Here is a 26,709-nt window from a genome sequence, read left to right as displayed (position 1 = left end):
TTGCAGTCAATGTTGCTCTTCGGTGGATGTGTTTGAGGTAGGCGATCGAATGTCAGTGTCGCGTAGGCTTTTGCTTGCGCCATCGCTGCACCGAGCTCGGGCTCGAAATCGCGGATCAGATCAATAGCGCGCTGGAGGTTGATCGATGGGGAGCCGCCGTTTTGCGCGAATGCAAATTCGCGTGCGATGGCTCCAGCTCGTTGAAGCCACTGCGCCCGCTGCTCCTCGGCTGCGGCACCGAGCAAGGCAAAGCGGGGGGCAGCTGAAGCGTCGGCCAGCCCCCGACCGCGTGCCTGCTCGAGAAGAAAATCGATAACACGATCGGACAATGCCTGATCGCGCCAGCGCGCAGCTATTTGAAGCGCTAGCTCGGAAGCGAAGATCAAGTTCGACCCGTCGAGCCGCCGTATGAGATCCACGATCAAGGAGGCAAAATCGTTACGATGCTCGGACGCGATTTCGAAGGCCGCAGAGAGCTTGATCAACTCACTCAATCCGCTTTCAATATCGGTACCGGCTTGAAGCGCCAAGCGCGCGGCCTCGACATTCTGGTCATCAAGGATCCTTAATCCTTCCCAATTCTCGTCAAACTCGCTGAAAGTCGTAGGCGAAAAGTAGAAAAGACCCCAGCCTGCTTCGACGTCGCTGGCGAGAGCCTTCTCGCCCAGTGTTAGCCACTCAGCGGGGCGGTCAGCCTCCTCAATCGCGGAGATGGCCGACGTGACACGTGCCAGTACGATTGCGTGAATTTGAGCAGGGCCGAAATGCCGAGACTGCCAAATGGGCGCATCGCGTGCATCGCACTGATCGGCCAAAAGTGCTTGTGGCGCGAAGCTTCGCATTACTCCGCTTTCAAACACCGCCGGGTCCACACCGGTATTCTTGAACAGCCGAAGGAGATGACTAGCGTGCAGGAAGCGAGCGAGCCGTTTTGCGTAGATTGGCCAGTTGGCTAGCGTCTGGTGCCGGGCCGTCACCGCCGTCGTGATCGCCATCGTCGAAGCAAGGGCTGGACCGGCGAGTTCTATCAGCGGATCCGTGCGATCGAATAGACGCGGAGCCAGGGTATCGGCGATCGATTGCAACTCTTGATCCGCGCGCCAGCGGCATGCAATTTCAAATCCAGCCACGCCGCTAAGCGGATCGGGGGCAGCGGCGAGAAACTGAGCAAGCTCGCTTCGTTTCGACAGAGGCAGATTTTCGCTCGCTTGGGCAACTAGTCCACCAGGCAGAATCGAGAGTGGACCGCTGAGCTTGAGAAATCGGAAAAGACGGATCGGGTCGAGTTTGTTCGCTACTTCTTTCCAGGTTTCGGTGAATTCAGTGAGCGTCGAGGGCGGTGGGAAGAGACCAAGCAGCCCTGCATAGTGGTTGAGATCGAGGGGAATGAGATCGTCGAAGGTGGCATTGCCTGCAGAAATGTCGTCCGCCACTGAGCGAAACGCTGCTTCCGGGCTAGAGCCTTGTTCAGTCTCGAATGCGAGGAAGAGGTCTTCGTCGAGTGGCCCTATGGCGAGCGCCGCCCGCCACATCGCCTCGCGATCTTCGGACATCTCGCCTTGGGCAATTACATTGTCGAGCGTCGCCGTTCGACGTTGAAGGTTATCGCTGAGCAGGCCAACGTTGGGGAAACGTGCGGCATCTGTGCCAGAGCGCAAGATTCCTGCGCCAGTTTCATCGAGTGCGAACTCTTCTACATGGAACTTACCATCCGCCGAGGCAAGCTTGGCCTCGAGGCCGTTGGCGATATTCCGAAGACATCCGAAAAGGTCGGTCCGACTAAAGCGGCGGTCCCAAATTCGCACAAAGTCGCCGACAGGCAAACCGAGAACCGAGAGTACGGCCGGGGTTGCGAGCATCACTTTGCTGACTGCATCTGGCAGTTTGGGAATCGTTGAACGGAGGAGGGCGCGAGCTTCCTCTTCAGGCGTCAACTCAAAATGGTTCGTCGTCATTGCTATCCTCGGGAAGGGGCGTCGTCAGAAAGCTGAACAGCGTTTGGGCGATTGCTTCGATGGCTCCAGGATCGCGTCTTTCGACGCTTGGGCCCACGCGCGTGTCGAACCAGGTCCGATAGAATTCCACACGATCTGACGGTAAATCGAAGATCGATGCGATGGCCCACAATGTATTTCGGGAGACATCTTGAACCCATAGGTTCCGGTCTGGAGACTCGTCGTCCGCGCTCCATACTTCCGCGTCCGGAATAATATCCAGTAAGTATGTTGCGGCTCGCTCGGCCATGGCGGGATCGGCGATCTCTTGCCAGACGCGGCGAATTGCGAAGCCAATACCGATGCAGATGCTTTTGAACCAGATGCGTTCTTGTGGAAGCCGGATCAATTTGCGAGCAAGCGGAAGATAGATTGAATCGCGGATCGCCCGCAGTTCGGCATTTGGTCCGATTCCCCAATTGCTCGCTTTGGCTGCTTCGACCAGTTCCAACGGATCAAGTGGCATTAGGCCGGCACCGGCCAAGCGGAGTTTTTCGCGCGCAGCTGCCAAGCCTTGATCGTTGATTACATTCCTCCGACGCAGAATGTTTAGGACATCTGGCGTCGTCAGGAACGGCACCTCACGGCCTTCGTGGTCGTTGAACTGAAGATACTTGTTCATGGCGCGATCGTCACATACGAACGCCTCCACACCGCCAGAGTTTCGCAGCATGCTGACGACGGGACCCATGTTGCGGCGGACCTGCTGTTCTTCCTCGTCGACGTCCAACTCATCACGTCGAAAGCGCGTCGGACCAATATGGACCTTACCGCTGTCGATCGCCTCTGCCAGTGTAGCGCGGATGCGTTCAATTCCCTGATGCACCTTTGCTGCGGCCTCTCCTGCGGCGATTTCGCGATCAGCAAGCTCGATCGTATCGGGTCGCACAATCAGCGATCCTGCAAATGACCTGAGCGCCGAGAGCAATCCTGCATCGGAGAGATAATGAACGGCGAGAGTCGTGAGGAATAACGGCTTACCAGCAACCAGCTCTGGTTCGATCGTCCATGTATCCCCGCTGCCAGCGAGGAGAGTCGATGCGGTTGTCGCTCGAGCTTCGCTAAGGATGCCGGCGGAATGCAGCGATCGCACCAGCCCTGCGGGACTGATGAGACAATCGGAGAATGGAGCTGGGTCGACAATCTCGCGCAGATTGCCTGGTGGATGGAGAGGAGATGTGTCAACAATATAGCCATCGCGTTCGACGGCGGCGGTATAAAGTTGCGCAAATTCTTCGCCGACTGTCTCGACTAGGGCGGGATCGCTGTCAGGTAGCGCTTCCATTGTGAGCGTGCCGTGGGCTGCCCGGTCCTTTATTTCACGTGCTTGGACAATCCTGCTCGGTTGCGATGGGCCAGACTTGGCACGATCTTCAAAGAAGCCGTGAAGCGTGCCGGCTGGCAGGACGATTTCGTCAAAGGCATCGAGAGTGGGGCCAAGAAGCTCGAGATAGTCGAGCAGCAAGAGTGCGAGGGGATCAAATCCAACCGACTGCGGATCCGCCTCGCTCCTTAGCGGGCGATTGCCCGCAAACAGGGGCAATACGCTCTTTCTGCGACTATCTGTCTGCTCAGCATTTTCTGAAAGTTGGAGGAGCATCAACGCGCTTTGAGTGCCCCGGAGGGGCCCGAGAGCCATGAAGATCGGCACCTCAGCGTTATTCACCAGATCGTTCAGTCGATCAGACTGGGCGCGGGAATCTTTCACCATGGCGACGACGTCGTCGTAGTCCTTCATGTGAACTGGGCCGTTCTCGCTCGAGCCGGAAATTGCACGTCCGAACCAAGCATTCACCTCGGCTGTGCGTTCAACGCCGGCCGTGACGGCGATGGTATAGCCATGTAGATTGAGTGCTGGGTCGTCCGGCGCTTTGGCGATCGCAGCGCGTGCCAAAGCCATCGTCGTCGGGCTATCGATCGCCTGGGCGGTTTGCGCCGTCGACATGAGTTCGGAGGCAGTTCGGTCTGCTTGGTTGGTCAGTTCTTTTTGGACGAATGGCTCGAGCTCTGACCAACGACCGGTTTCCACCGCGATTAAAATGGCAAGTCGACGCGTGTTGGGGTTGTCGATGCCTTCGTCCGCGAGGGCCGTGAGTTCTTGGGCAGCCTCGAGCAGCCGGCCTTGTCGTTGACGTGCCCATGCGAGATGGGTGCGCAAATATGGGTCTTGCCGCGCCAGATCACCCAGTTCGTCAAGGAAAGCCTCGGCCCTATTCTCGTTCCGGGCCTCTATCAGCGCGTCGCAGGCGCGTCGGGCATCATCAAGCTGATGGCGCTTTTGCCAGAGCTCGATCAGGTAGTCTCCCAAGCGCTCGTCGCGCGCCTTTCCCAACGCCGCCACCAGAACTTGGAGATCGTGGGTGGATCCCGATGCCTCATATTGAGCGAGCCTGAGGTGGACTGAATCTGCTCCTTCGGCTTCTGCAATCGTCGCTTCAAGGAAGGTCTGCGTTTCATTGCTGAGTGAGGCGCGCTGCGCATCAAGCAGCGACTTTGCGCCGTCGACATCTCCCATCCTTGATCGGCCCTCGATTTCGATGGCAACGATTGTCTCGGCGCTTTGATACTCCTTGAGCCGCTCACCATACTGTTCGAGGAAGCTTACGATTTCTTTGGGTGAATCCCCCTTCATCGTTAGGGCAAAAGCTGCCCGCAATTGCGTGTCGTCATAGCCGCCAAGCTGTTGGGCTTGGTCAAGGCGCGCTCGGACGGACGTCCAGTCGACGTCGACGTCGTAAATCGCCGCTAGGGGGGCAAGCTCGACAGCTTCCTTGGGATCGGCAAGCCTGGAGACCAAGGCTTGGTGACCTTGTGCCCGTTGTTCTTCATCGCCGATGTTCAAATTGAGAAACAGCAGGTTAATGTCAACCAGGCTGGCGAGATCGGGTGCATCAAGATCCGCTAGTGCTTTCTCGAGTTCGAGCAGGTCTTGTCTGGCGTCTCTGAGTAGCCGTCCACCTTCGTCGTCGTCGCGAACGTCGGACGGATGCGGAATCATGCCATCGCTCTTGACGAAGCGCGCCGCCACGTCATCTGGCAAGGTGCCCGCGATATTCATTCGGGCGCGCAAATAGAGCAGGACAGGATTGTCGTCTATTTGCCCCTCAGTCGCAGCGTTGAGCAAAACCACTGCCTCGTCGCGGCGGTCGGCGTTGGCCAAACGAATTGCCATCGCCTGCAAGGCGTGGCCGGTTAATTCCGAGCCTTGGAAATTGTCTTCGTAGTATTGCAGCGCAGTAGCTTCGCCATCTCGACGTTGAATTGCGTCAACAAGAAGACTCTTTGCGATCGCGTCGTCGCGGTCGCGCAACAGGAGCATAGCTTCGTCGGGCCGCTCTCGCGCGAGAGCGAGCCGCGCCTGCTCAGGGACGACGTCGGCACCGAGGTCATGGGCCATTGCGACCCACGGTTCTGCGTCGTCAGGCCGGTCGACACGGGTCAGGACAACGGCGATCTCGCGAAACGCAGCCGCTCTTGCTTCATCGCTAGCCAGCTGCAATCCATCCTTGAGCCTGAGGCCGAACTGCTCCGCCTTCGACACCAAATGCTCGCCATGCACGAAGCGTTGCCGACGAAGTTTGCGCACCTCACCCAACACAGCCCGATCCAGGACGCTTACGTCAACCGAAGGCGATCCACGCGCATTCCGGCCTTTGAGTTCCGAGATCTGATCTGAGATGTGATGCAGTTCCTGCAGCACCTCATTCTGCTTTTCGTTGATGAACTCGATGACGAAGCGATCGCCCGGAGTGAGATGCGCGAGCAGTGTGAGCGCCGCAAACTGGACGGCGTCTTCGAGCAGGCGTTCCCCGAAGATGCCATCGCCTTCGAAGAGTTCGGCGTGAATGATGCGGGCTTCCGCGCGTTCCTCGGAAATCTCCTCATTGGCAAAGGTCTTGCGAGCACCGGACTTGGCCAATGCAATGACCCGGTCGTCGGCGATGAAATGCTTGGCATCGGCGTCTGCGAAAACAGAGGGACGCTGCGACAACAGGCCCTTCAGCTTCAAGGTCACTGATGCAGGTAAGCTTTCTGCCGCGCCGCTCAGCACGGCCAAAGCCTCGTCGAGTTCACGCTCGGCACCGCCAAGCGTCGACAAGTTTGCGATATCGGCGCCACGGCGAGCAATTTGCACACGCAACTTTGACAGCGCGGGCTTTGCGCCAGCTGAAAGGGCTGCCTTTCCTATCGCCGCACTAAATGGGTCTATCGCCACAATCTTCGTCTGAAATTGCTCGTTGAAAATTTCTGGCGATCAATGTTCGCGATCGCGCGGTGGAAATGGATCTTTGCGCCCGATAGTGTCCTTGCTGCGGATCTGTCCGTCACGGCCCTTGATCGTGAGATCGCCGCCGCCGGAATTCAGCAGACGCTGCTTGCTCGCGGCAGCCGCATCAGCTTGCGTATCGTAGGTGAAGCCGCGCGAAGCTGAATTGCGCTTGTCGACCCATTTCTGGTCGCTCGCGCGGCGATACACCATGCGGTCATTGTCACTCATAGGTCACCTCCTTCGATTTCGATGTCGGAATGGATCACGGACGGCTCGACGAAGACGCCGAGCTGATCGCGCAGCTGGTTATAGATATCGGCCCCGTCATCGATGCCGCTCAGCGACAAAACGAAGACCGCATTGAGCGCCGGCACTTCGTCGGCGCTCGCATAGCCATAGACATAGTGATCGCGGGTATAGACCCGCGCGTAGATGCGCAGCGTATCGCCATCGACCTGATGGCCACGGGCCGAGAAGTCCTTGTGATGATGGCGCACGGTGCACCATTTGTAATGGTCGGCGCGGGCGACTTGCTCGCGGATCCGGTCGGTATCCATCGAGCCGAGTAGATTGGTGAAACTATCGCCGCGCGGATATTGGACCGCGGTGTTGATCCGGGCACTGAAGTAATTCGGTCCGGCGAATTCATCGACCATCGGATGCGGATTGAGGATCGCGGTCAGACGGCCTTTCCCGCGCAGCCGGCCATTGTGAAGCAGCGCCGGTGGGATCGGTAGCTCCCAATAGTAGGAAGCGCGGTCGCGCAGCTCCGCCTCCCACTGCAATGTGACCGTGCCGGGCTGGCATTCCCAGGGAAGGGTGACGAGGTCCGGGGTTCCGAAACCCAGCGCCGGATCGTAGACGCCGCCGTCGGCGCCATGGATCAGCAGCGCACGCACCAGGTCGGGATTTGGATGGCGCAGGCGCTCCATCGTGTGCGCGGCGAGCGGCGAGGTCAGCGCGGTCGCAAAGCTCGACCCGGAAATGACGGTGCCACCGAGCGCGCGGACATGCGAGAAATGCGACACATCGGGCTTGAGCATGCCGCACGGCCCAGGGCCTGCAAGGCTGACCGGGCACTTGTCGCCCGGCGTTCCGGTCGCGGTATGGAGCCGTCCGCCGACGGTGAGAGCGGCTTCGCAATCGGCGGGACGCTTCAATCGGTCGGCGGGCATGTTGCCGATCGAATTGACCAGCAGCACGTCGTGTCTGCGGGCCAGTTCCGCCAGGGCGTGGCCGAGATAGGAGATCTGATCCTCACGACAGGGCAGGTCCTGGTTGAAGGAGAGGTTCCAGACCTTGGTTTCGGGATGGGCGCCGATCACCGCATCAAGATAGTCGATCAGATCCTCTTCAGTCGGTCCGCGGTGACCCCGCTTGGCAATGGCCGCGGCCGTCCCGACGCGGCAGGTTAGCGTGGGAAGCGTGAGGTTGTTGTTCCAATCGTAGCCCTGAACGATCAACGACGTGACGCGATTGCCGTGCATCACCTCGGCCGCCGCACCGGCGACCAGCGGCGGCGCGCGCCACGCCTCGGCCGGAAGGTAGGAGCTTGCATCGAGGCCGCCATCGACGACGCCGACGATCGGGGCGTTGGACAAGTTGGCAGGCAGCGGGCGGTCGGGCTCTCGGCCTGAGCCAGGCTGCGTCGTTACAATCGGCATTACCGGATCGAGGCGGACGACCGTGCCCGAGGCGACCAGCCGGGCAAGCGCCTCACGGGAGGGGAGGAGCACCGATGCCCGCGCACGGCGGCGTTGCCGATACTCGCGCAGAGCGCGGCCAACCCGGTCTGTTGGTATGGCGCGAAGGGCGTGCGCCAGCGCACGGTCGCCGGCCGCGTCTGCCGCGCTAGCTAGATCAGGCAGTTGCGGACGCGTGGGCGCGATGATTCCGTCGCGCAGGCCGGCAAATTGCAGCAGAAGCTGTTCCGCGGCGTCGCCGGTGCGGAACGGCGTCAGCCAGAGAAAGAAGGCTCGGCCGCCATCCTGCTCCACGGCCTGTTCCCACAGCGAGTCGATCGAGCGGTCCTGGAGCACGTCCGACTTGTCGTAGAAGCGCACCATCTCCACGCGCGAGATGTCGACCTCGTCGCGCACCGTGCCGAAATTGCGAATGAAGGCGGAGAAGCGGGGCAGGGCGGCCAGTTCGAGTTCGACGAGATAGCCCTGCGCATGCGGCGCGATCAGCCGTGCGCCGTGCGAGGATTGGAACAGGTCCGAAGGAGTGTAGGTCGGTGCCAGCGAGTCCTCGAACATCGCGGCGTAGGCGACTGCACGGCCACCGAAGTGGGGGTGCTGGGTGGCTTCCTCGGCCATCCCGGCGATCGCTTCGGAAAGCCGAACGCGCTGGATCTCAAGCCGCTCGGTCTTAATATTGTCTACCGATTTGCCGCGACCGGTAATGGATTCGGGTCGCGGGTCCTTGGTGAAGCGAAGGACCGGGTTGAGCAGCGGTCGCCGTGGATCACTCGCCATCTTTCTCCTCCCGCAGATAGCGATGGACCATTTGCCGGCTCACGCCGAGCAACTGCGCGATCTCGGTCTGGGGCATTTCGCCCTTATCGACGAGCAGGCGCGCGAGGCGCTTTCGCTCTTCGGCTGAGAGCTCGAGCCCCGTCGGAAGGCGCGGCACGCCGTCCGATGCCGCGCCGATCGCAAGCAGAATATGGGGAAGGTTAGGGGGGCGCTTGTTGATGATCGCGCGGCGACGGGCGGCGAGGGAGAGATCTTCGATTTCAGCGCCGCTCATGGACTCGGAGATGCGCGCTAGCAGGCGTGCATGAGGGGCTTCGTTTTGGCGATCCTGGTAGAGGAAATGGAGCCACATCGCGGCCCGAACGTCCTCATCGGGTGCGCGCAATTCGACCTTATAGGGAAAGCGACGCCAGATCGCGGGATCGAGCAGGTGAGGATGATTGGTCGCGCCGATAACGATTACATCGTCGGTCAGTGAATCAAGGCCTTGCAGGACGGTATTGACGACACGCTTGAGCTCGCCGAGTTCGTGGCGGTCGTCGCGTAGCTTGGCGATGGCGTCCATCTCGTCGAGGAACAGCACGGCTTCCTTGGTCGGGATGAAATCGAACATCGAGCGGATGTTCTTCGAGGTCTCGCCGAGCCGCGATGAGATGACGGAATCGAGGCGCGCGACGTAGAACGGGCGCGCAAGCTTCGCCGCGATGTGGCCGGCCAGCAGCGATTTGCCGGTACCGGGCGCGCCGTAGAGTAGCACGCCCAGACGCGAGGAAACGCCTTCGTCAGACAGCATGGAGATGTTGGCCGCATCTTCCAGAAATTGCTCGATTGTGTGGCTGGCCTCGGCGTTGAGAAACAACGGAGTGGTCGGCCATTGCTCTTCTTCGACGAGCGGGAGGCGCGACCCTGCGTCACGCGGAAGGGCCTCAACATAGCCCGACGCCTGGAGCGGAACGCCACGCTTGCGCAGCAGGGCCTGGAGCGCCTTGGCGGTCTCCGGATCCTTCTCTTCGGCCAGCTTGCGCGCGACCTGTCCGCCGATTCGGCGCACCGTCGTGTAGTCCGCAGAAATCGCGGCTTCGAAGAGCTTGAAGAGGGTGGCTGCGTCAACGTTCATGTGACATATGTAACCCTACATTGGGTCATGTGTCAACTGCGAACGCAAGAGTGTAAACTACGCTCGCTGGTTCGTCCAAACCGCTTCTAGCTGACGTTCCCTGTCCGGGGAAGCGGCTATCGGGCCTTTTCTGCGTCTTTCTGGGCCGTGCCCGCGGTCGTGACAGGAGCGACTCGCCTCCCTGGCGATCTGGAACGCCCATGGTCCTGCGCAGTCGCGGGCGCACAAGGACGGCTTCACGCTATCGTACTCGCGCCATAGCGCGCTTCCACACTCGTTCGTCGGGCCAGGGCAGTTCGATGTCGTCGGCCCGCCAGCGAACGACGTCGAGACTCCGCGGCCTGATCTGGCGGCAATCCTTCGATCGACAGTCGTTAGCCGAATGGCGGCTTTCCGGGCTGCGGGTGCCAACAACAGACTGTCGGCAAGCGGCCCAAGAGCGGCCATACAGCACTGCTGTATGGCCGCTCTACTGACTTGATCGTGACGCAGCTCAATCGTCACGCGACGGATTACTGAGCCGGCTCTTCGGCAGCTTCCTCAGCCGGAGGCGGCGAGGTCGAGCCCGAAGCCGTTCCGCTGCCCATCACCAGCGCATCGCCATTCGCTGCGAGACTACCCGCCGGAATCGCCAGCTCCTGGCCCCGGGCATCGACGATGACCTGCTGGACGCGTCCCCGTGCATCGCCGACAACCTGGCGGATCTCGCCAATCTCGCCGCCATTGGGCGCGACCACCGGCATGCCGGGAGCAACGGCGAAAGCCCCGTCACCCGCTGCGGCACCACTTCCGGCAACCGCAAGCATATTGCCCCCGATCATTCCTGCGCCGCTGCCGGCGGCTGATCCGACAGCGCTCGCCGAACCAGCGAGAGTGCCAGCCTGCCGCGCAAGGCCGGTCGCCCGGTTGCGTGCATCGCCGACGGCGGGTGTGGCGACATTGCGCACGGTCCCGGCGGTTGCGCGGACGCGGCCCGCAGTCTCGCCTACGATATCGCTCGCGGCGTCGGTACCGAGAAGTTGTGCGTTGGCACTACCCGAACCCGATGCACTGCCGCTGCCCGAGGCTGATCCGTCTGCGGACCCCACGGGGGTAGCGAGCAGTTGGCTGGTCGTCGCCTCGATCCCGGTATCGACCGAGCGATCGACCGCTACCGTGCCGGAATTGCGATCGACGTTCTGGCTACCACGGGTGCGGGCATCGGCGCGTGCCGACCCACGCGTTGCGGAACGTACCGTGGTGGTCGTGCGATCGAGCATGGGCCCGGCAACCCCGGTGACCCTGCCCGTTACGCCGCCGGTGACCTGGCCCAGGCCGCTGCCCGACAGCAGTTGGGCGTGGGCCTGCGGAGCAGCAAAAAGAGTGAGTGCCGAAGCGGCAAGGAGAAGCTTTTTCATCGATCTTTCCTTTCGTCTCGGCAGGCGCGCGAGGAGGATTGTGCGCCTGCTACGAAGGGAAAACGGATGCCGTGCGGTGTTTAATCCATCACTCGCGAATATTTCTCAAAGGCCCTTGCACGATGCACAGACGAGCCCGCGCCCATAGACCGGATCGGTCCCCTTCCTGCCTAGATCGAGTGCCTCACCGTCAAGCGCCGCGCGCCAGTTGCGATTATCGCCCAGGGCCAGGGCGACGCGGGCGGCAACCAGCGGGGCGGCAAACGAGGTGCCGCGCAGTCTTTGACGCTTTCCCTTGGCGTCGAGAGCTCGAATGTTCGCCCCGGGCGCGGCGTAATCGAGATGCAGCGCACGGCCAGCTTCGAGCAGCGCGCGGCGCCTGCCGTCAACGGCGGTTACCGCAACTACTCCTTGGTAGCTCGCGGGATAGGCTGGTGGCGCGGCAGGACCGGCATTCCCCACGGCCGCCACAACTACCACGCCTTTGCGCTGGGCGGCCTCGATGGCGCGTGCGAGCACCGGGTTCTGCGGTCCAACCAGGCTGATTGTCACTACGCGGCTGCCTTCGGTCACAAGCCACCCGAGACCCTTGGCGATGGCGAGTGCATTTCCGCCTGCCTTGTCGGTTCCGTATACGTCGGCGACGCGTATCGCAGTTGCCCCGGCCGACGCCAGCAGGCTGGCGACAGCGCTGCCGTGATTGCTGGGATAGGGCGCGCCGCGCGCGAATCCCTTGCTCGCAACGACGGGGACCGCCCTGCCGGGGGCACCGTCGATCATGCCGACCGGAACGCTTGGTCCAAATCCACCTGTTGCGGCACTGGCGACCGGAAGCACTGTACTGCGCGTTGCGCCCGACTGGAAATGCAGGTTGTCGGCGGCGACCAACGCCTCGGGCATCAAGCGCGTCAATTCGCGCTCGGCCTCGGCCAGACTCATTCCCTCGGGAACGCCTAGGCGCGTTACAATGAAGTCGAGGCCCTCTACCAATTTGACTTCGAGCACCGTGAATCCGGCGGCCGTTGCTCGCTTGAGCGACGCCGTATCGACTTCCATCGCCAGCAGCTCCCCGCGTCGGGCGGGTTCGCCGCGCATATCAAGCGCAATCGTATCGCGGTTCCGACGCACCAGCCGATCGATCGCACGCAGGCGCTCGCGCGCAAGGTTTCCTGCGGTCTGGCTGGTTGTCTCCAGCGCTTCGTCCAGCGTGTCCGTCATCGTGTCCAGAACCTCCCCCACGCGGGGGAGCGACGCGCCGGGCAGTGTCACCTGGGCAGCGAGCGGCGCAGCCAGCATGGCCACGAGGGCCGGGATGAGGAAAATGCGGCGCATTGGTGTGCTCTTTCTCCTAAACGCGATTAAGCATGGATGAAACGCACCGGGCGGTTCGTTTAATCCGTGGAAGGCACAGACACTGGGCACGTCGTTCGAGCAGGACCTGCTGGCACTCTTGCCCCGGCTGCGAAGATTCGCGGTCGGGCTGTGCGGCAATCCTGCCGACGGTGACGATCTGTGCCAAATGACCCTCGAGCGCGCGCTCGCCAATCGCACCAAGTGGCAGGAAGGCACGCGGCTCGACAGCTGGATGTATCGCGTGATGCGCAATATCTGGATCGACGAGGGCCGCGCGACCGCGCGGCGCCGTGAGACCTTCGTGGACCCCGACGCTGGCCTGTCAGTCGGCGGCGATGGTGCGCAGGAGCACGCCGTCGAGCTCTCCATGGTCGACCGCGCAATGCAACAATTGCCGCAAGAGCAGCGCGAGGCGGTGCTGCTGGTGATGGTCGAGGGCTATGCCTACAAAGAGGCCGCCGAAATTGTCGGTTGCCCGGTCGGTACGCTCAATTCGCGCCTGGTGCGCGGGCGCGATGCGCTGCTTGAGCTCTTGGGAGAAGCGTCGTGACGATCACCCCCGAAGAGCTGGCTGCTTTTGCCGACGGCGAATTGTCGGGCGAGCGCGAAGCGCAGATCGCCGCGGCGATTGAGGCCGATCCCGAGCTGGCACGCAAAGTCGCGGCGCATCGCGCTCTCAAGGCTCGCCTGGCAGGACATTTCGACCCGATTGTGGAGCAGCCGGTACCCGAAGCCCTGGCCGCCATGCTTCAACCGAAGCCGACGGAGGTCGTCGACCTAGCCGCCGCGCGCGAGCGGATCGAGGCACGGCGCACCCTTCCGCGTTGGGGCTGGGTCGTTGGCCCCGCCCTCGCCGCTTCGCTGGCACTGGCGCTGTTCCTGCCGCGCGGAGGTGAGGTGCAGGAAGGCTATGCCGACGCGCAGCTAGCCAGGACTCTCGACAGTCAACTGGTCGCCGACCAACCGGTGTCTGCGGAGACCCGCATCCTGCTGAGCTTCCGCAACGACGCAGGCAGATATTGCCGTGCCTTTAGTGGCAAGGAAGGCGGCGGGATTGCCTGCCGTGACGACGAGGGCTGGAAATTGGAAGCACTCGGCAAGGGCTCAACCACCGCATCGACGGACTACCGGATGGCCGGCGCCAGCGAGGCCGAGCTGCTCGCCAGGGCACAGGAAATGGCCAAGGGCCCAGCGCTCGATGCACAGGCCGAAGCTAGTGCCAAGGCCAGCGGCTGGCGCTGATTTCTCATGCTTAAAGACAACAAGAAAGGAAGGACCGGCGGGATGGGACCGGTCCTTCCTCCAATTGCGCCGCCGCCTTGCTTGAGTAGGGACGGGCGACGGCGCGGCGGGAACGGGACTGTCAGTTGACGATCGTCACGGTACCCTGGCGGTAGCCCTTCTCGGCCATGTCCTCGATATAATCGATCCGCTCATGCTTGAGTTCGTGGGCATACTCTTCCCACGCATCACGAGTGTCTTCGAGGTCGCTCGCGCGACGCAGGTCGCTGACCAGCTCCTTCTGCGCTTCGCCGACATCGCTACGATAGTCGAACCAGCGACTGTTCTCGATTCCCGCGATCGGGTTGATCAGAATCAGTGCCTCTTCGGCGCGCGCGACCTGCTCTTCATAGAGCATCGGTGCGGCGGTTGCAGTGGTGGCAAGGCCAAGCGTCACCAGCGAAACAAGCGAAAGCGTCTTCATGTCACACTCCTTTGGTTCGCGAGCCGCAGCTGGCGGCCCGTCCGTAATGGAAACGATGGGCAAGTGGAGTTTAATCCATGATCGAGGAGGCCTTTGCGGTTTTTCGGCGGGAACGCGCGACAAGCACCAGGCAATGACTTGAACCTGGGGGCAGGCAAACATCGGGCCAAACCAATTCCACCACAGCCGGACGGTTTCGCGACACAGATCGTAAGCGCGCCCGAAAAGCAGGTCCTCGACATTTCGAAGGCTCAGTGGATATCGTGCAGAAAACATCACGACCATGCGGATGACTGCAGGTGAAGAGTGGAAATAGCAGAACGGATCTTTGGGCTTACTCATCCGCTCGGGCAAGCAATCCGGTCACTGACCCGCCATCCTTTTGACAGTGCCGAAGGCATGATTGCGGAAGAATCAGGAGACTTCGCCTTGAGGCTAGAGGGTTATGGCTATAGCCTCATCACATGTCATCGAGCTTCGTCACAATCATTGCTTGCGGCGGCGGGGCCGAACGCTTTGACGGCACAAAGGCAAGGAGGGTACTTGCTGGCCGGTCGTTGATCGATCGTGCAATCGGTATTGCGGAAGGCTTTGGCGCGCCGATGGCACTTGCAATCGGTGAGGTAGACGAATTCGAGGAGCATGATATTCCCAAGCTCCGTGACGGACACGCGGGCATCGGGCCAATTTCCGCACTCGTAAGCGGTTTCGAATTCGCCGCATCGCAGGACTTCGCGTTCGTATTGATGATGGGCTGCGACCAGCCGTTCCTGCCACCTGACCTCGCTGAAAGGCTTTTGAACGGAATCGGAACTAGCGGTGTTGCGGTTCCTGTTGTCAGCGATTTCGGCCAATACACTGCGGCGCTTTGGCGGGCCGATCTCGATGCAGCCGAGCGTTACGTTGCGGGAGGCGGCCGATCATTGTGGAGATTTGCCGACGCGGTGGGACGCAGCGACATATACTGGGACGAACTCGCTCAGGATAATGGCTTGTTCGTCGACATTAACGATGCTGATGCGTTTGCGAGGGCGGAAGCGCGACTGCGACAATAGCGAACCTTGCGGCAGGAAAGCGTTTTGCGCTTGCCGCGCTAGGATTTTGCAGCGCACAATGGCATGATGCGTATCGCGATAATCGATGACAGTATGGCGCGCGCCTCAATTATCGAGGAAGGGCTCGCCGCTGTCGCCGGTTGCGAGATTTCGGTGATCAGCGGGCGCGACAGACTACTCTCGCGGATTGCGGAGATCAGTCCGGATATTGTCTTGATGAACCTCGGCAACCCGTCCCGCGACGAGCTCGAAGAGTATTTTACGGTAAGTCGGGCACTTGCCAGGCCGATTGCGATGTTCGTCGACGAGTCCGACGATGAATCTATCGCCGCCTCGATCGACGCAGGCGTCTCGGCCTATGTCGTCGATGGCCTTTCTGCCAATCGTATTAAGCCCTTGCTTGATCTTGCAGTGCGGCGCTTCAATGCCTTTTCGCGGCTCCAGTCTGACCTGGCCGAGGCGCAGGGAAAACTTGCTGAGCGTGAAACAATCGACCGGGCCAAGCGCATCTTGATGGACAGCAAAGGCGTGACTGAGCCGGAGGCATATGGCGAGCTCCGGCGCAAGGCGATGTCTTCGAGCAAGCGCATCGTCGATATCGCCGAAGCCGTTGTCACGGCGCACGAGTTGATGGGGGAGTGATGGCCGAAAAGCTCACAATCGGGTTCCTGCCGCTGGTCGATGCCTGCCTCCCGATCCTCGCTGCAGAACATGGTTTCGCAGCAGCGGAAGGGGTCGAGCTGGATTTCGTCCGCGATGTAAGCTGGGCAACAGTGCTCGACCGGCTGCTCTACGGTCACAGCGATGCCGCGCATCTCGTCGCGCCGCTGGCCATTGCCACGACTCTCGGGCGTGGACGCCCGGCCCAGCAGCTTGCCGCCCCTTTCGTTCTCGGGCTCAACGGCAATGCGATCACCCTGTCGCAGGCGCTGGCGCAAAGCGTTAGCCCGGGCGATGGGCTAGGCGATCCCAAGGCGGTCGGCGCGGCCCTGCGTGTGGAAGTTGCCCGCGCGGTCGCCAATGGACGCAAGCTGCGGTTCGGGGTGGTCCATCGCTATTCCAGCCACAACTACATGCTACGCTACTGGCTCGCATCTTGCGGAATCCGGCCCGATGAAGATTTGGAAATCGTCACTGTCGCGCCGCCGTTCTGCGGCGACGCGCTGGAGGCGGGAGAAATCGACGGCCTATGTGTCGGCGAGCCGTGGAACAGCGTCGCAGTCGATCGCGGCGCGGGGCGGATCGTGCTTGCCACTGCGCAAGTCTGGCGTCGCGGGGTCGAAAAGGTCCTTGCGATGCGCGCCGATCGGCTCGAGCAGAGGCGCCCCGCCGTCGAGGCACTGATCCGCGCCATGCGACAGGCTGCAAGGCATTTCGTCGATCCAGCCAATTGGGAGACCAATGCGGCGGTGCTTGCGCGTCCCGAATACTGCAATGCATCGCCCGACGTAATCCTGCGCGCCATTTCCGATCGGCTGGTGCTTCGGACGGGCGGGTCTCCCATCGCCTATCCCGATTTCATGTTTCAGTACCGTGAGGCCGCCAATTTTCCCTGGGTTAGCCAGGCGCAGTGGCTCTATACCCAGCTCGTGCGCTGGGACAGACTGGCATACGATACCCGGGATGCCGCGAAGGCTGCACAGGTCTTTCGTCCCGATGTCTACCGCAGTGCTCTGAAGGGCACGGACGACGTGCTGCCGGGGGCGAGTTCCAAGGTCGAAGGGAGCTTGCTCGGACCGACTTCGGTCACCGCCCAGCAAGGGACCATGACCTTGACCGAAAACAGTTTCTTCGATGGCGTTCCCTTCGATCCCGATCACCTCGAGCAATATATTGCAATGCAGCGATAATGCTGCAGCGCGAAAATTGCCCTTGCGCGATGGTAGGCGAATCGCTTATTGCATGAGCGAACGGAGAGGCCGCCCAGGGTTGGGCAGTCGCGATGCTCCGCTTCGAAATTCGAAATTGCGTGGCAACGTCGCCGCCCGATCTGGTCCTCAAGGGATCATGTCGAGGCGGCTTTTTTGCGTTGTGCGCCAGATGAAGGACAGACGCGATGAACAAGCTTGGGGGTTTCCGTCTCGACCGGCGCGGAGTGATGGCTGTCGTTGTCGCGAGCCTGGTCCTCGCCGGCTGCGGTAGCAGCCCCGGCGAGAGTGGTGACAAGGTTGTGGCCGCCGCAGTCGATGGACAGGTCGAAAAGCCCAACCTCAAGCTCGGCTTCATCAAGCTCACCGATATGGCTCCGCTGGCGATCGCCAGGGAGAAGGGGTTCTTTGCCGACGAAGGACTCAATGTCACGCTCGAGCCGCAGGCCAACTGGAAGGTCCTGCTCGACGGTGTGATCGGAGGCCAGCTCGACGGCGCGCACATGCTTGCCGGGCAGCCCATCGCCGCGACCATCGGCTATGGCACGAAGGCCAATCTCATTGCGCCGCTCAGCCTCGACCTCAACGGCAATGCGATCACCCTGTCGAACCGCGTCTGGCAGGAGATCAAGCCATCGCTCCCGACCGAGGGCGGAAAGGTCCGGCACCCGATCTCGGCCAGCGCCTTGAAGCCGGTGGTCGCGAAGTTCGAACAACAGGGCAAGCCCTTCAACATGGGCATGGTCTTCCCGGTCAGCACGCATAATTACGAGCTGCGCTACTGGCTTGCCGCAGGCGGCCTCAACCCCGGTTATTACACCCCCGGCGACGTTGGCGGGACGGTCTCGGCCGACGTGAAGCTTTCGGTTACACCGCCGCCGCAAATGCCCGCCACGCTCGAGGCCGGCACGATCGAGGGCTATTGCGTCGGCGAGCCATGGAACCAGGCCGCGGTCCAGAAGGGCATCGGCGTCCCGGTCATCACCGACGATCAGATCTGGCACGACAACCCGGAGAAGGTCCTCGGCCTGCGCGAGGATTTCGCGGCGAAGTACCCGGCCACGACTGCCGCGCTGCTGCGGGCGATCATCAAGGCCCAGCAATGGCTCGACGCCGACAATGGTGCGAACCGCGCCGAGGCGGTGAAGATCCTCTCGCAGCCAAACTATGTCGGCGCCGACGAGGCCGTGATCGCCGCCAGCATGACCGGCAAATTCACCTTCGAAAAGGGTGACACTCGCGATGCCCAGGGTTTCAACATCTTCTTCGATAAGTTTGCCGGCTACCCCTATTATTCGGATGCGATCTGGTACCTCACGCAGATGCGCCGGTGGGGCCAGATCGCCGAAGACAAGCCGGACAGCTGGTATTTCGAGACCGCCAAGGCCGTCTATCGACCCGACCTCTATCTCGCGGCAGCGGGCAAGCTGGTGAAGGATGGGGTTATCCCTGCGGCCAGCGTTCCCGAGACCGACGGCTATCGCGGTGAGCAGGGCGGCTTCATCGATGGCATCACCTACGATGGCCACCAGCCCAACGCCTATCTCGCAAAGTTCAAGAACGGCCTGAAGAAGGGCCAGAAGGTCAGCGCGGCAGGGGTCAGCGGCAGCTGATGCGCGCCCCATCGACCGCAGCAATGATGAACAAGGATAGCACAGCCATGGCAACTGCTTTCGCCAATTCGGAGCCCTTCGAACAGACGCCGACGGCCACACTGGCCATTGAAGAGACGCCAGGATTTGAGGAAGCCGCGAGTGCAGAAATGGGACAAACGAAGGAGGCTGGGACGATAGCCTCCGCCATTGTCGCGAAGCTGCCCACGCTGCTTGGGTCGCTGATTGCCCCCGTTCTCGGTATCCTTGGCTTCCTGGCGCTTTGGGCCGCGCTGGCTCCGCAGGTCGATACTTCGCTCGGCGCATTGCCGGGGCCGGCAGCAGTCGGCGAGCAGGGCGTGGCCCTGTATGAGGAGTGGAGCGCGGCGAAGGACCTCGAAGCGCAGTTCTATGCCGACCAGGATGCGCGCAATGAGGCGGCGATTGCCGCGGGCAACCCGGGTGCGGTGCAGGACTTCGAATATGCCGGCCCGCCGACCTTCCTCGACCAGATCGTGACTTCGTTGCAGACCGTCGCGCTCGGCTTCTTCCTTGCAACAATCGCAGCAGTTCCGATCGGCTTGCTGGCGGGCCTGTCGCCCGTATTCAACGCTGCCATCAATCCCCTGGTCCAGATCATGAAGCCGGTTAGCCCGCTGGCCTGGCTGCCGATCGTGACCATGGTGATCTCTGCTCTGATCACCAGCGCCGATCCGCTCTTGCCCAAGGCATTCGTGATCTCCGCCCTGGTGGTCATGCTGTGCTCGCTGTGGCCGACGCTGATCAATACGGCAGTCGGGACCAGCAGTATCGACAAGGACCTGCTCAATGTCGGTCGCGTGCTCAAGCTGGGTTTCTTCGCCAAGCTGACCAAGCTCGTCCTGCCGGCCAGCCTTCCATACATCTTCACCGGCATGCGCCTGTCGCTGGGCGTTGGCTGGATGGTGCTGATCGCCGCCGAGATGCTCGCGCAGAACCCGGGGCTCGGCAAGTTCGTGTGGGACGAATTCCAGAACGGTTCGAGCCAGTCGCTCGCGCGGATCATGTTCGCGGTGATCGTGATCGGCCTGATCGGCTTCCTGCTCGACCGGTTGATGATGGCCCTCCAGTCGCTCGCTTCCAAGAACCACACCGTTTGATGGAGAAGGCCATGAGCGAACTTCCCGTCCTCTCGCTTCGCGGTGTCAGCAAGTCCTATACCGGCAAGGCCGGCGGCACGACCCATGTGCTCGATCGGATCGATCTCGATGTCCGCGAAGGCGAGTTCATCGCGATCCTCGGCTTTTCGGGTGCGGGCAAGACCACGCTGATCTCGGCCATCGCCGGCCTGGTCGAACCAGACGAGGGCGAGATCCTGCTGCGCGGCAAGCCGATCGACGGGCCCGACAAGGAGCGCGGGCTGGTATTCCAGTCCTATTCGCTGTTCCCCTGGCTGACGGTCCAGCAGAATGTCGCCTTGGCGGTCGACGCAGTGCACAAGGACCGTAGCAGGGCTGAGCGTCTCGCGCTGGTGCAGCAAAAGGTCGAACTGGTTGGCCTCGGCCATGCGATGGATCGCAAGCCGGCCCAACTGTCCGGCGGGATGCGCCAGCGTGTCGCGGTGGCCCGCGCATTGGCGATGGAGCCCGAGATCCTTCTCCTCGACGAGCCGCTCTCGGCACTCGATGCGCTGACGCGCGCCAAATTGCAGGATGAGATCGAGCGTATCCGCAAGGAAGAGAAGCGCACGATCATCCTGGTGACCAACGACGTCGACGAGGCCCTGCTTTTAGCAGACCGGGTCGCAGTGCTGACGCCCGCGCCCGCTGCTACCATCGGCCAGATCTACGATGTCGACGTCGCGCGCCCCCGCGATCGCGAGACCGTCAACGACGACCCGCATTTTCAGGCGCTGCGCAAGCGGATCGTATCCTATCTCGGCTCGCTGAATGAAGCTGCGGGATCGATCGGCGAGAGTTCGGTCGACCTGCCCAAGGTCACCCCGCTCGACCTTGCCCCGCCGCCCCAGGCATATCGCGAGGCTGCGCAGTCCGCCGTGTCGAAGCGTTATCTCGAATTCTTCAAGCTCGACAAGGTTTACCCGACGCCGAAGGGGCCACTCAAGGTGGTCGAGGATTTCAGCCTGTTGATGGATCGCGGCGAGTTCGTTTCGCTGATCGGCCATTCGGGCTGCGGCAAGTCGACCGTCCTGACCATGGCGGCAGGCCTCAACGCCATCAGCGGCGGGGGCATCGTGCTCGACAACCGCGAAATCGACCTTGCCGGGCCGGACAAGGCGGTGGTGTTCCAGGCGCCGAGCCTCATGCCCTGGCTGACCGCGCGGCAGAACGTCGCTCTGGGGGTCGAGCGAGTCTATCCCCACATCGGCCGTGCCGAGCGGCGCGACATCGTCGACTACTATCTCGAGCGTGTCGGACTTGCCGATGCGATGGAAAAGATGGCTGCCGAAATGTCCAACGGGATGCGCCAGCGCGTCGGCATTGCGCGCGCCTTCGCGCTGAGCCCGCGCCTGCTCCTGCTCGACGAGCCTTTCGGGATGCTCGACAGCCTTACCCGCTGGGATTTGCAGGACGTGCTGGTGGAGGTGTGGAACCGCACCAAGGTTACTGCGATCATGGTCACGCACGATGTCGATGAAGCGATCCTGCTCGCCGATCGGGTGGTGATGATGACCAACGGACCCAAGGCCACGATCGGCAAGATTCTCGAGGTGGGCCTGCCGCGCCCGCGAGACCGCAAGGCGCTGCTCGACCACCCGAAGTTCTATCAATACCGGCAGGAGGTGCTGCATTTCCTGGCCGAATACGATCACGGACCGCACGCGAAGGCGGCCTGAGTCAGGGGAGAGCGGCGCGCGGCAAAGCGGCCGCGCGCCGATGCCAGTTCAACGCCGGGTCTCTCCGGCAATCCGATCGGCGGGCAACGACGCTCGCCTTCCGTGCCCGGCCCACTGCGGGCCGAATGGGGGGTGTTATGCGTTATTGTCTGCTCTGTTGTGCCGTCCTTCCCGCTCTTGCCGTCGCGGCTCCCGCAACGGCGGCCGAAGGTGATCCTATCGAGTTTGCCGATGGGGCGACCTTCGATCCGATCATCGACCTGCGCTTGCGCGTTGAGACCGTCGACCAGCCGACCTTCGCCGACGACGCCACCGCGGTGACCTTGCGCGGCCGCGCGGGCTTCGAGGTGGCCAAGAGCGGCTTCTCGCTGCTCGTCGAAGGGGAGGGCACGCTGGCCATCGTCGACGACTACAACGACACCATCCCGGGCAATGGGCCGGAGCCCTTTCCGGTCGTGGCCGACCCCGACAATGTCGAACTCAACCGCCTTCAGGTCGCCTACAAGGGCAAGGGCTTCGGGCTGACCGTCGGTCGCCAGCGCATCAATATCGACAACCAGCGCTTCGTCGGCGCGGTCGGTTGGCGGCAGAACGAGCAGACCTTCGACGCGATTAGGGGGCAGGCGACTATCGGTCCGGTTTCTCTCGATGCGATCTATTCGAACAGCCAGCGCACGATCTTCGGCCACGAAAGCCCGAACAACAAGTTTGACGGCGATATCGTCCTGCTCAACGCGGGCGTGAAGACCGGGCCGGTCAACGTGAAGGCCTTCGCTTACCTCATCGACTATGACGCCCGCCTGGCGTTCTCGAGCCAGACCTATGGTGTGCTCGCGACCGGCGGACTTGCGGTCGGCAAGGTGAAGATAGATGTATTGGCAAGCTATGCTCGTCAGTCGGATTACCGGGGCAACCCGGTGTCCTTCGACGCGGATTATCTCAACTTCGAACTGGGCGGAGCAGTGGCGGGATTTTCGTTGAAGGCCGGTTATGAGGAGCTGGGCAGCGACGATGGAATTGCTGCCTTCCAGACGCCGCTTGCGACGCTCCATGCCTTCAATGGTTGGGCGGATTTGTTCCTGACGACGCCTGTTGGCGGCTTGCGCGACTACTATTTGACCGCATCCAAGGGTTTCAAGGTCAAGGCCTTGCCTGGCTTCAAGGTCGCCGCAACCTATCACAAGTTCGAAAGCGATCTCGGCGGATTGGACTATGGCGAGGAATTCGATGCATCGCTCGGCTTCAAGCTGGGCAGGGTCGGCCTGCTGGCCAAATATGCTACCTACAACGCCAAGTCGTTCCAGGTGGATACCGACAAGTTCTGGCTGCAGGCGGAGATAAGCTACTAGGTCGAAGAGTTGCCCGTGGCGACGGGCGGTCCCCGAGAGGGTGGGCTTGTGCGTCCGCCCTCTCACCACCCTCAATGTTGCAGTGCAATATTTGCTTGTCGCTACTGCAATCCTGGGGTAAAAATGGGCAATCGGAATCGCCCATCCATCGCTGGACCGGGCAGCGGGTTCCGACCCACAGTTGAAAATTGCGTGGCAATGGCGCCGCCTGGTCTGTTCCTTCCGGAACGCGACTTGGCGGCTTTTTTGCGTGCGCATTTGGCCCGGAAAAGGGGCTGGAGGAATGAGTGTGAACGCGCAAGGCAAAGTCGACACCGGACCGGGCGTGCGGTCGCGTGAACGACTGGTGGTCATCGGCAATGGCATGGCCGGCTGCCGGGCGGTCGAGGAAATCCTCGAGCGCGATCCCGATCGTTTCGATATCACGATCTTCGGCGCCGAGCCCCGGGTCAATTACAATCGCATCATGCTGTCGCCCGTGCTCGCCGGCGAAAAGAGCTTCGACGAGATCGTGATCAATCCCGCCGAATGGTACGCAGACAATGCAATCACACTCATCTCGGGGGACCCGGTGGTCCAGATCGAGCGCGAGGCGCGCCGTCTCGTCACGCACTCGGGGCATGTCGAGGACTACGACAGGCTGTTGATCGCGACCGGGTCCGATCCCTTCGTCATTCCGGTTCCCGGCAAGGACCTGCCCGGCGTGGTAACCTTCCGCGATCTCGACGATGTCGACAATATGGTCGCCGCAGCGGAAAAGGGCGGTAATGCCGTCGTCATCGGCGGCGGCCTGCTGGGACTGGAAGCGGCCCACGGGCTGAGCCTGCGCGGGATGCGGGTTACCGTCCTGCACCTGATGCCCACGCTGATGGAGCGCCAGCTCGACGAAGCGGCTGGCTGGCTGCTCAAGAGCGAACTCGAACGTCGCGGCCAGACGATCCTGACCGGCGCGGATACCGCGGAAATTGTCGAAAGGAACGGCCAGGTCGGTGGGGTCAGGCTGAAGGACGGAACCGAAATCCCGGCCGAAATCGTCGTGATGGCGGTAGGCATCCGCCCCAATACACAACTGGCGAGGGCCGCCGGGCTCGAAGTCGGGCGCGGGATCGTGGTCGACGACCATATGGTGACGTCCGATCCCGCGATCCTGGCGGTGGGCGAATGTGTCGAGCATCGCGGTGCCTGCTATGGTCTCGTCGCCCCCTTGTGGGAGATGTGCCGTTCGCTGGCAGATGGGCTGACCGACCAGCCGAATGGATATGAAGGCTCGGTCACTTCGACCAAGCTCAAGGTCAGCGGTATCGACGTCTTCTCGGCAGGCGACTTCTCGGGCGGTGACGATTGCGAAGACATCGTGATGCGCGATGCCGCGCGCGGGATCTACAAGCGTGTAGTGGTGCGCGAAAACCGGCTCGTCGGCGCTGTACTCTATGGTGATACCGGCGATGGCAGCTGGTACTTCGACCTTCTGAAGAAGGGCGAGGATATCGCCGATATTCGCGAGGCCCTGATCTTCGGACAGGCCTTTGCCGCGGGGGGCGCACTCGCGGACCCTAATGCCGCCGTTGCCGCCCTTTCGGACGACGCAGAAATCTGCGGCTGCAACGGCGTATCCAAAGGCAAGGTCGTCGCCTGTATCGCGGCCGGGGCGCACAGCCTCGACGCTGTTCGTTCCACCTGCAAGGCCTCGGCGAGCTGCGGCAGTTGCACCGGCCTGGTCGAGAGCCTGCTGACGCTCGCGCTCGGCGAGGATGCAGTCGAGTCAGGGCCCAAGACCGTGTGCAAGTGCACCAGCTTTACCCACGACGACGTCCGCCGGCTGATCCTAGAGAAGGACCTCAAGGCGATCCCGGAAGTCATGCAGGAGCTGCACTGGACCACGCCGGACGGGTGTTCGTCATGCCGCCCGGCCCTGAACTACTACCTGCTTTGCGCCTGGCCTGCCGAGTACCAGGATGACGAGCGGAGCCGTTTCGTCAACGAGCGGCTCCACGCGAATATCCAGAAGGACGGGACCTATTCGGTAGTTCCGCGCATGTGGGGCGGCCTGACCAATCCGCGCGAATTGCGTGCGATCGCCGACGTGGTCGAGAAATACGATGCGCCGATGGTCAAGGTCACCGGCGGCCAGCGGCTCGATATCTTCGGGATCAGGAAGGAAGACCTGCCCGCCGTCTGGGCCGATCTCAACGCGGCCGGAATGGTGTCGGGGCATGCCTATGGCAAGGCGCTGCGTACGGTGAAGACCTGCGTTGGCAGCGAATGGTGCCGTTTCGGAACCCAGGATTCGACCGGACTGGGGGTCAAGCTCGAGCAGCTTACCTGGGGCAGCTACATGCCGCACAAGTTCAAGATGGCGGTCAGCGGATGCCCGCGCAATTGCGCCGAGGCGACGATCAAGGACTTCGGCGTGGTCTGCGTCGACAGCGGCTACGAACTGCACATCGGAGGCAATGGCGGGATCAAGGTCCGCGCCACCGACCTCTTGTGCAAGGTCGAAACCGAAGAACAGGCGATGGAGACCTGCATCGCCTTCATCCAGCTCTACCGCGAAGATGCGCACTACCTCGAACGCACAGCCCCCTGGCTGGAGCGCAAGGGGCTGGCGTGGATCAAGGCGCAGCTTTTCGACGATCCGGATACGGTTCCATCGCTCGCCGATCGCTTCCGGCTCTCGCAGAAACACTGGCAAGTCGATCCCTGGGCAGGGCGTGCCCACGGTGCTCATCGCGAACTGCATAGTCATCTCGGCGAAATCCGGCCCTTCAAGATGGAGAACGCGTGATGGATGCTAGGTGGATCGACATCGGCCCGGCTTCCCAGATCGAGCCTGGCACCGCCCGCACCCTGCCGGTGCAGGGCGGCGACGAAATTGCGGTGTTTCATACGCTCCGGGGCGAGGTCTACGCGCTGGTCAACAAGTGCCCGCACAAGCAGGGTCCCTTGAGCCAGGGCATCGTGCACGGCGACAGCGTATCCTGCCCGCTGCACAATTGGCGCATCTCGCTCAAGAGCGGGCAGGCGCTGGGCGATGACGAAGGCTGCACGCCGACCATCCCGGTCAAGCTCGATGCCGGGCGAATCTACCTGCTTCGCGATGCGGTGCTCGGGCAGAAGGCCGCCTGAGGGACATGGCCCCTATCCTTACAACCTGCGCCTATTGCGGTGTCGGTTGTGGCATTGCGGCCAAGGTTGTCGGACATCGCCAGGTCTCGATTGCTGGTGACAGCGATCATCCCGCCAATCGCGGCGCGCTGTGTTCCAAGGGTACTCATCTGGGTGAAACGGTAGGGCTGGAAGGGCGCCTGCTGTACCCGATGATCGGCGAGGAACAGGTCGCCTGGGATCGCGCGCTGGACGAAGTCGCGGGCCGCATGCGCGACTGCATCGAAACCTACGGGCCGGACAGCGTGGCACTCTATGTCTCGGGACAGTTGCTGACCGAGGATTACTACGTCGCCAACAAGCTTGCGAAGGGCTTCATCGGCACCGGCAACATCGACACCAATTCGCGTCTGTGCATGGCCAGCGCAGTGGCCGCGCATCAGCGCACCTTTGGCGAGGATGTCGTCCCCTGCAGTTACGACGACCTAGACTGCGCGGACCTGATCGTGCTGGTCGGCTCGAACACCGCCTGGTGCCACCCGGTGATCTGGCAAAGGATCGAACGGGCCCGCGAGCAACATGGGACCCGAC

The 26,709-nt window shown here is 62.1% G+C and carries 20 protein-coding genes; 12 read left to right on the top strand and 8 right to left on the bottom strand.

Annotated features, from left to right (window positions below):
- The 7 genes from AAFM29_RS07470 to AAFM29_RS07440 form a co-directional block, all read right to left on the bottom strand.
- The coding region (locus AAFM29_RS07470) for a hypothetical protein (RefSeq protein ID WP_341712178.1) at positions 1-1,955 on the bottom strand (1,955 nt) is incomplete at its 3' end.
- Complete coding sequence (locus AAFM29_RS07465) at positions 1,936-6,210, bottom strand: hypothetical protein (protein ID WP_341712177.1); 4,275 nt, start codon at positions 6,208-6,210, stop codon at positions 1,936-1,938. The genes AAFM29_RS07465 and AAFM29_RS07470, both read right to left, overlap by 20 nt.
- A gap of 39 nt (positions 6,211-6,249) precedes the next feature.
- Positions 6,250-6,492, bottom strand: coding sequence for a DUF2188 domain-containing protein (locus AAFM29_RS07460; protein ID WP_341712176.1), 243 nt, complete (start codon positions 6,490-6,492; stop codon positions 6,250-6,252).
- A complete protein-coding gene (locus tag AAFM29_RS07455; protein ID WP_341712175.1) occupies positions 6,489-8,741 on the bottom strand; it encodes a S8 family peptidase in 2,253 nt (750 codons plus the stop codon). Before AAFM29_RS07455 ends, AAFM29_RS07460 begins: the two co-directional genes overlap by 4 nt.
- Positions 8,731-9,858, bottom strand: coding sequence for an AAA family ATPase (locus AAFM29_RS07450; protein ID WP_341712174.1), 1,128 nt, complete (start codon positions 9,856-9,858; stop codon positions 8,731-8,733). Before AAFM29_RS07450 ends, AAFM29_RS07455 begins: the two co-directional genes overlap by 11 nt.
- Before the next feature lie 512 nt (positions 9,859-10,370).
- Positions 10,371-11,255, bottom strand: a complete 885-nt coding sequence (locus AAFM29_RS07445) for a hypothetical protein (protein WP_341712173.1) — start codon at positions 11,253-11,255, stop codon at positions 10,371-10,373.
- A gap of 105 nt (positions 11,256-11,360) precedes the next feature.
- Positions 11,361-12,587 (bottom strand): S8 family serine peptidase, encoded by a 1,227-nt coding sequence (locus AAFM29_RS07440; RefSeq protein ID WP_341712172.1) that lies wholly within the window; start codon positions 12,585-12,587, stop codon positions 11,361-11,363.
- Between the two features lie 82 nt (positions 12,588-12,669).
- On the opposite strand from AAFM29_RS07440, the gene AAFM29_RS07435 reads away from it, so the two are divergent.
- Positions 12,670-13,158 (top strand): RNA polymerase sigma factor, encoded by a 489-nt coding sequence (locus AAFM29_RS07435; RefSeq protein WP_341712179.1) that lies wholly within the window; start codon positions 12,670-12,672, stop codon positions 13,156-13,158.
- Positions 13,155-13,850, top strand: coding sequence for a hypothetical protein (locus AAFM29_RS07430; protein ID WP_341712171.1), 696 nt, complete (start codon positions 13,155-13,157; stop codon positions 13,848-13,850). The genes AAFM29_RS07435 and AAFM29_RS07430 overlap by 4 nt, the downstream gene beginning before the upstream one ends.
- 121 nt (positions 13,851-13,971) lie before the next feature.
- Here AAFM29_RS07430 and AAFM29_RS07425 read toward each other — a convergent pair whose 3' ends face one another.
- On the bottom strand, positions 13,972-14,313 hold the full coding sequence (locus tag AAFM29_RS07425; RefSeq protein WP_341712170.1) for a hypothetical protein: 342 nt from the start codon (positions 14,311-14,313) through the stop codon (positions 13,972-13,974).
- 464 nt (positions 14,314-14,777) lie between these two features.
- On the opposite strand from AAFM29_RS07425, the gene AAFM29_RS07420 reads away from it, so the two are divergent.
- The 10 genes from AAFM29_RS07420 to AAFM29_RS07375 form a co-directional block, all read left to right on the top strand.
- Complete coding sequence (locus AAFM29_RS07420; RefSeq protein WP_341712169.1) at positions 14,778-15,368, top strand: NTP transferase domain-containing protein; 591 nt, start codon at positions 14,778-14,780, stop codon at positions 15,366-15,368.
- 66 nt (positions 15,369-15,434) lie between these two features.
- On the top strand, positions 15,435-16,010 hold the full coding sequence (locus AAFM29_RS07415) for an ANTAR domain-containing protein (RefSeq protein WP_341712168.1): 576 nt from the start codon (positions 15,435-15,437) through the stop codon (positions 16,008-16,010).
- Positions 16,010-17,218 (top strand): ABC transporter substrate-binding protein, encoded by a 1,209-nt coding sequence (locus AAFM29_RS07410; RefSeq protein WP_341712167.1) that lies wholly within the window; start codon positions 16,010-16,012, stop codon positions 17,216-17,218. Before AAFM29_RS07415 ends, AAFM29_RS07410 begins: the two co-directional genes overlap by 1 nt.
- A 206-nt stretch (positions 17,219-17,424) precedes the next feature.
- Positions 17,425-18,849: a CmpA/NrtA family ABC transporter substrate-binding protein gene (locus tag AAFM29_RS07405; protein ID WP_341712166.1), complete on the top strand. Its 1,425-nt coding sequence runs from the start codon at positions 17,425-17,427 to the stop codon at positions 18,847-18,849.
- 47 nt (positions 18,850-18,896) lie between these two features.
- Positions 18,897-19,967 (top strand): ABC transporter permease, encoded by a 1,071-nt coding sequence (locus tag AAFM29_RS07400; RefSeq protein ID WP_341712165.1) that lies wholly within the window; start codon positions 18,897-18,899, stop codon positions 19,965-19,967.
- A gap of 11 nt (positions 19,968-19,978) precedes the next feature.
- A complete protein-coding gene (locus tag AAFM29_RS07395) occupies positions 19,979-21,664 on the top strand; it encodes an ABC transporter ATP-binding protein (protein ID WP_341712164.1) in 1,686 nt (561 codons plus the stop codon).
- Between the two features lie 137 nt (positions 21,665-21,801).
- On the top strand, positions 21,802-23,013 hold the full coding sequence (locus tag AAFM29_RS07390; RefSeq protein WP_341712163.1) for an alginate export family protein: 1,212 nt from the start codon (positions 21,802-21,804) through the stop codon (positions 23,011-23,013).
- Between the two features lie 283 nt (positions 23,014-23,296).
- Positions 23,297-25,798 (top strand): nitrite reductase large subunit NirB, encoded by a 2,502-nt coding sequence (gene nirB / locus AAFM29_RS07385; protein ID WP_341712162.1) that lies wholly within the window; start codon positions 23,297-23,299, stop codon positions 25,796-25,798.
- Positions 25,798-26,139, top strand: a complete 342-nt coding sequence (gene nirD, locus AAFM29_RS07380; RefSeq protein WP_341712161.1) for a nitrite reductase small subunit NirD — start codon at positions 25,798-25,800, stop codon at positions 26,137-26,139. The genes nirB and nirD overlap by 1 nt, the downstream gene beginning before the upstream one ends.
- 5 nt (positions 26,140-26,144) lie before the next feature.
- Positions 26,145-26,709, top strand: a 565-nt coding sequence (locus AAFM29_RS07375; protein WP_341712160.1) for a molybdopterin-dependent oxidoreductase, incomplete at its 3' end; no start/stop codon positions are given.

Origin of the sequence: Erythrobacter sp., assembly GCF_038133525.1 — a bacterium.
Classification (GTDB): Bacteria; Pseudomonadota; Alphaproteobacteria; order Sphingomonadales; family Sphingomonadaceae; genus Qipengyuania.
Note: the sequence above shows the minus strand (reverse complement) of the source record. Positions and strands in the feature narration are given on the sequence as shown.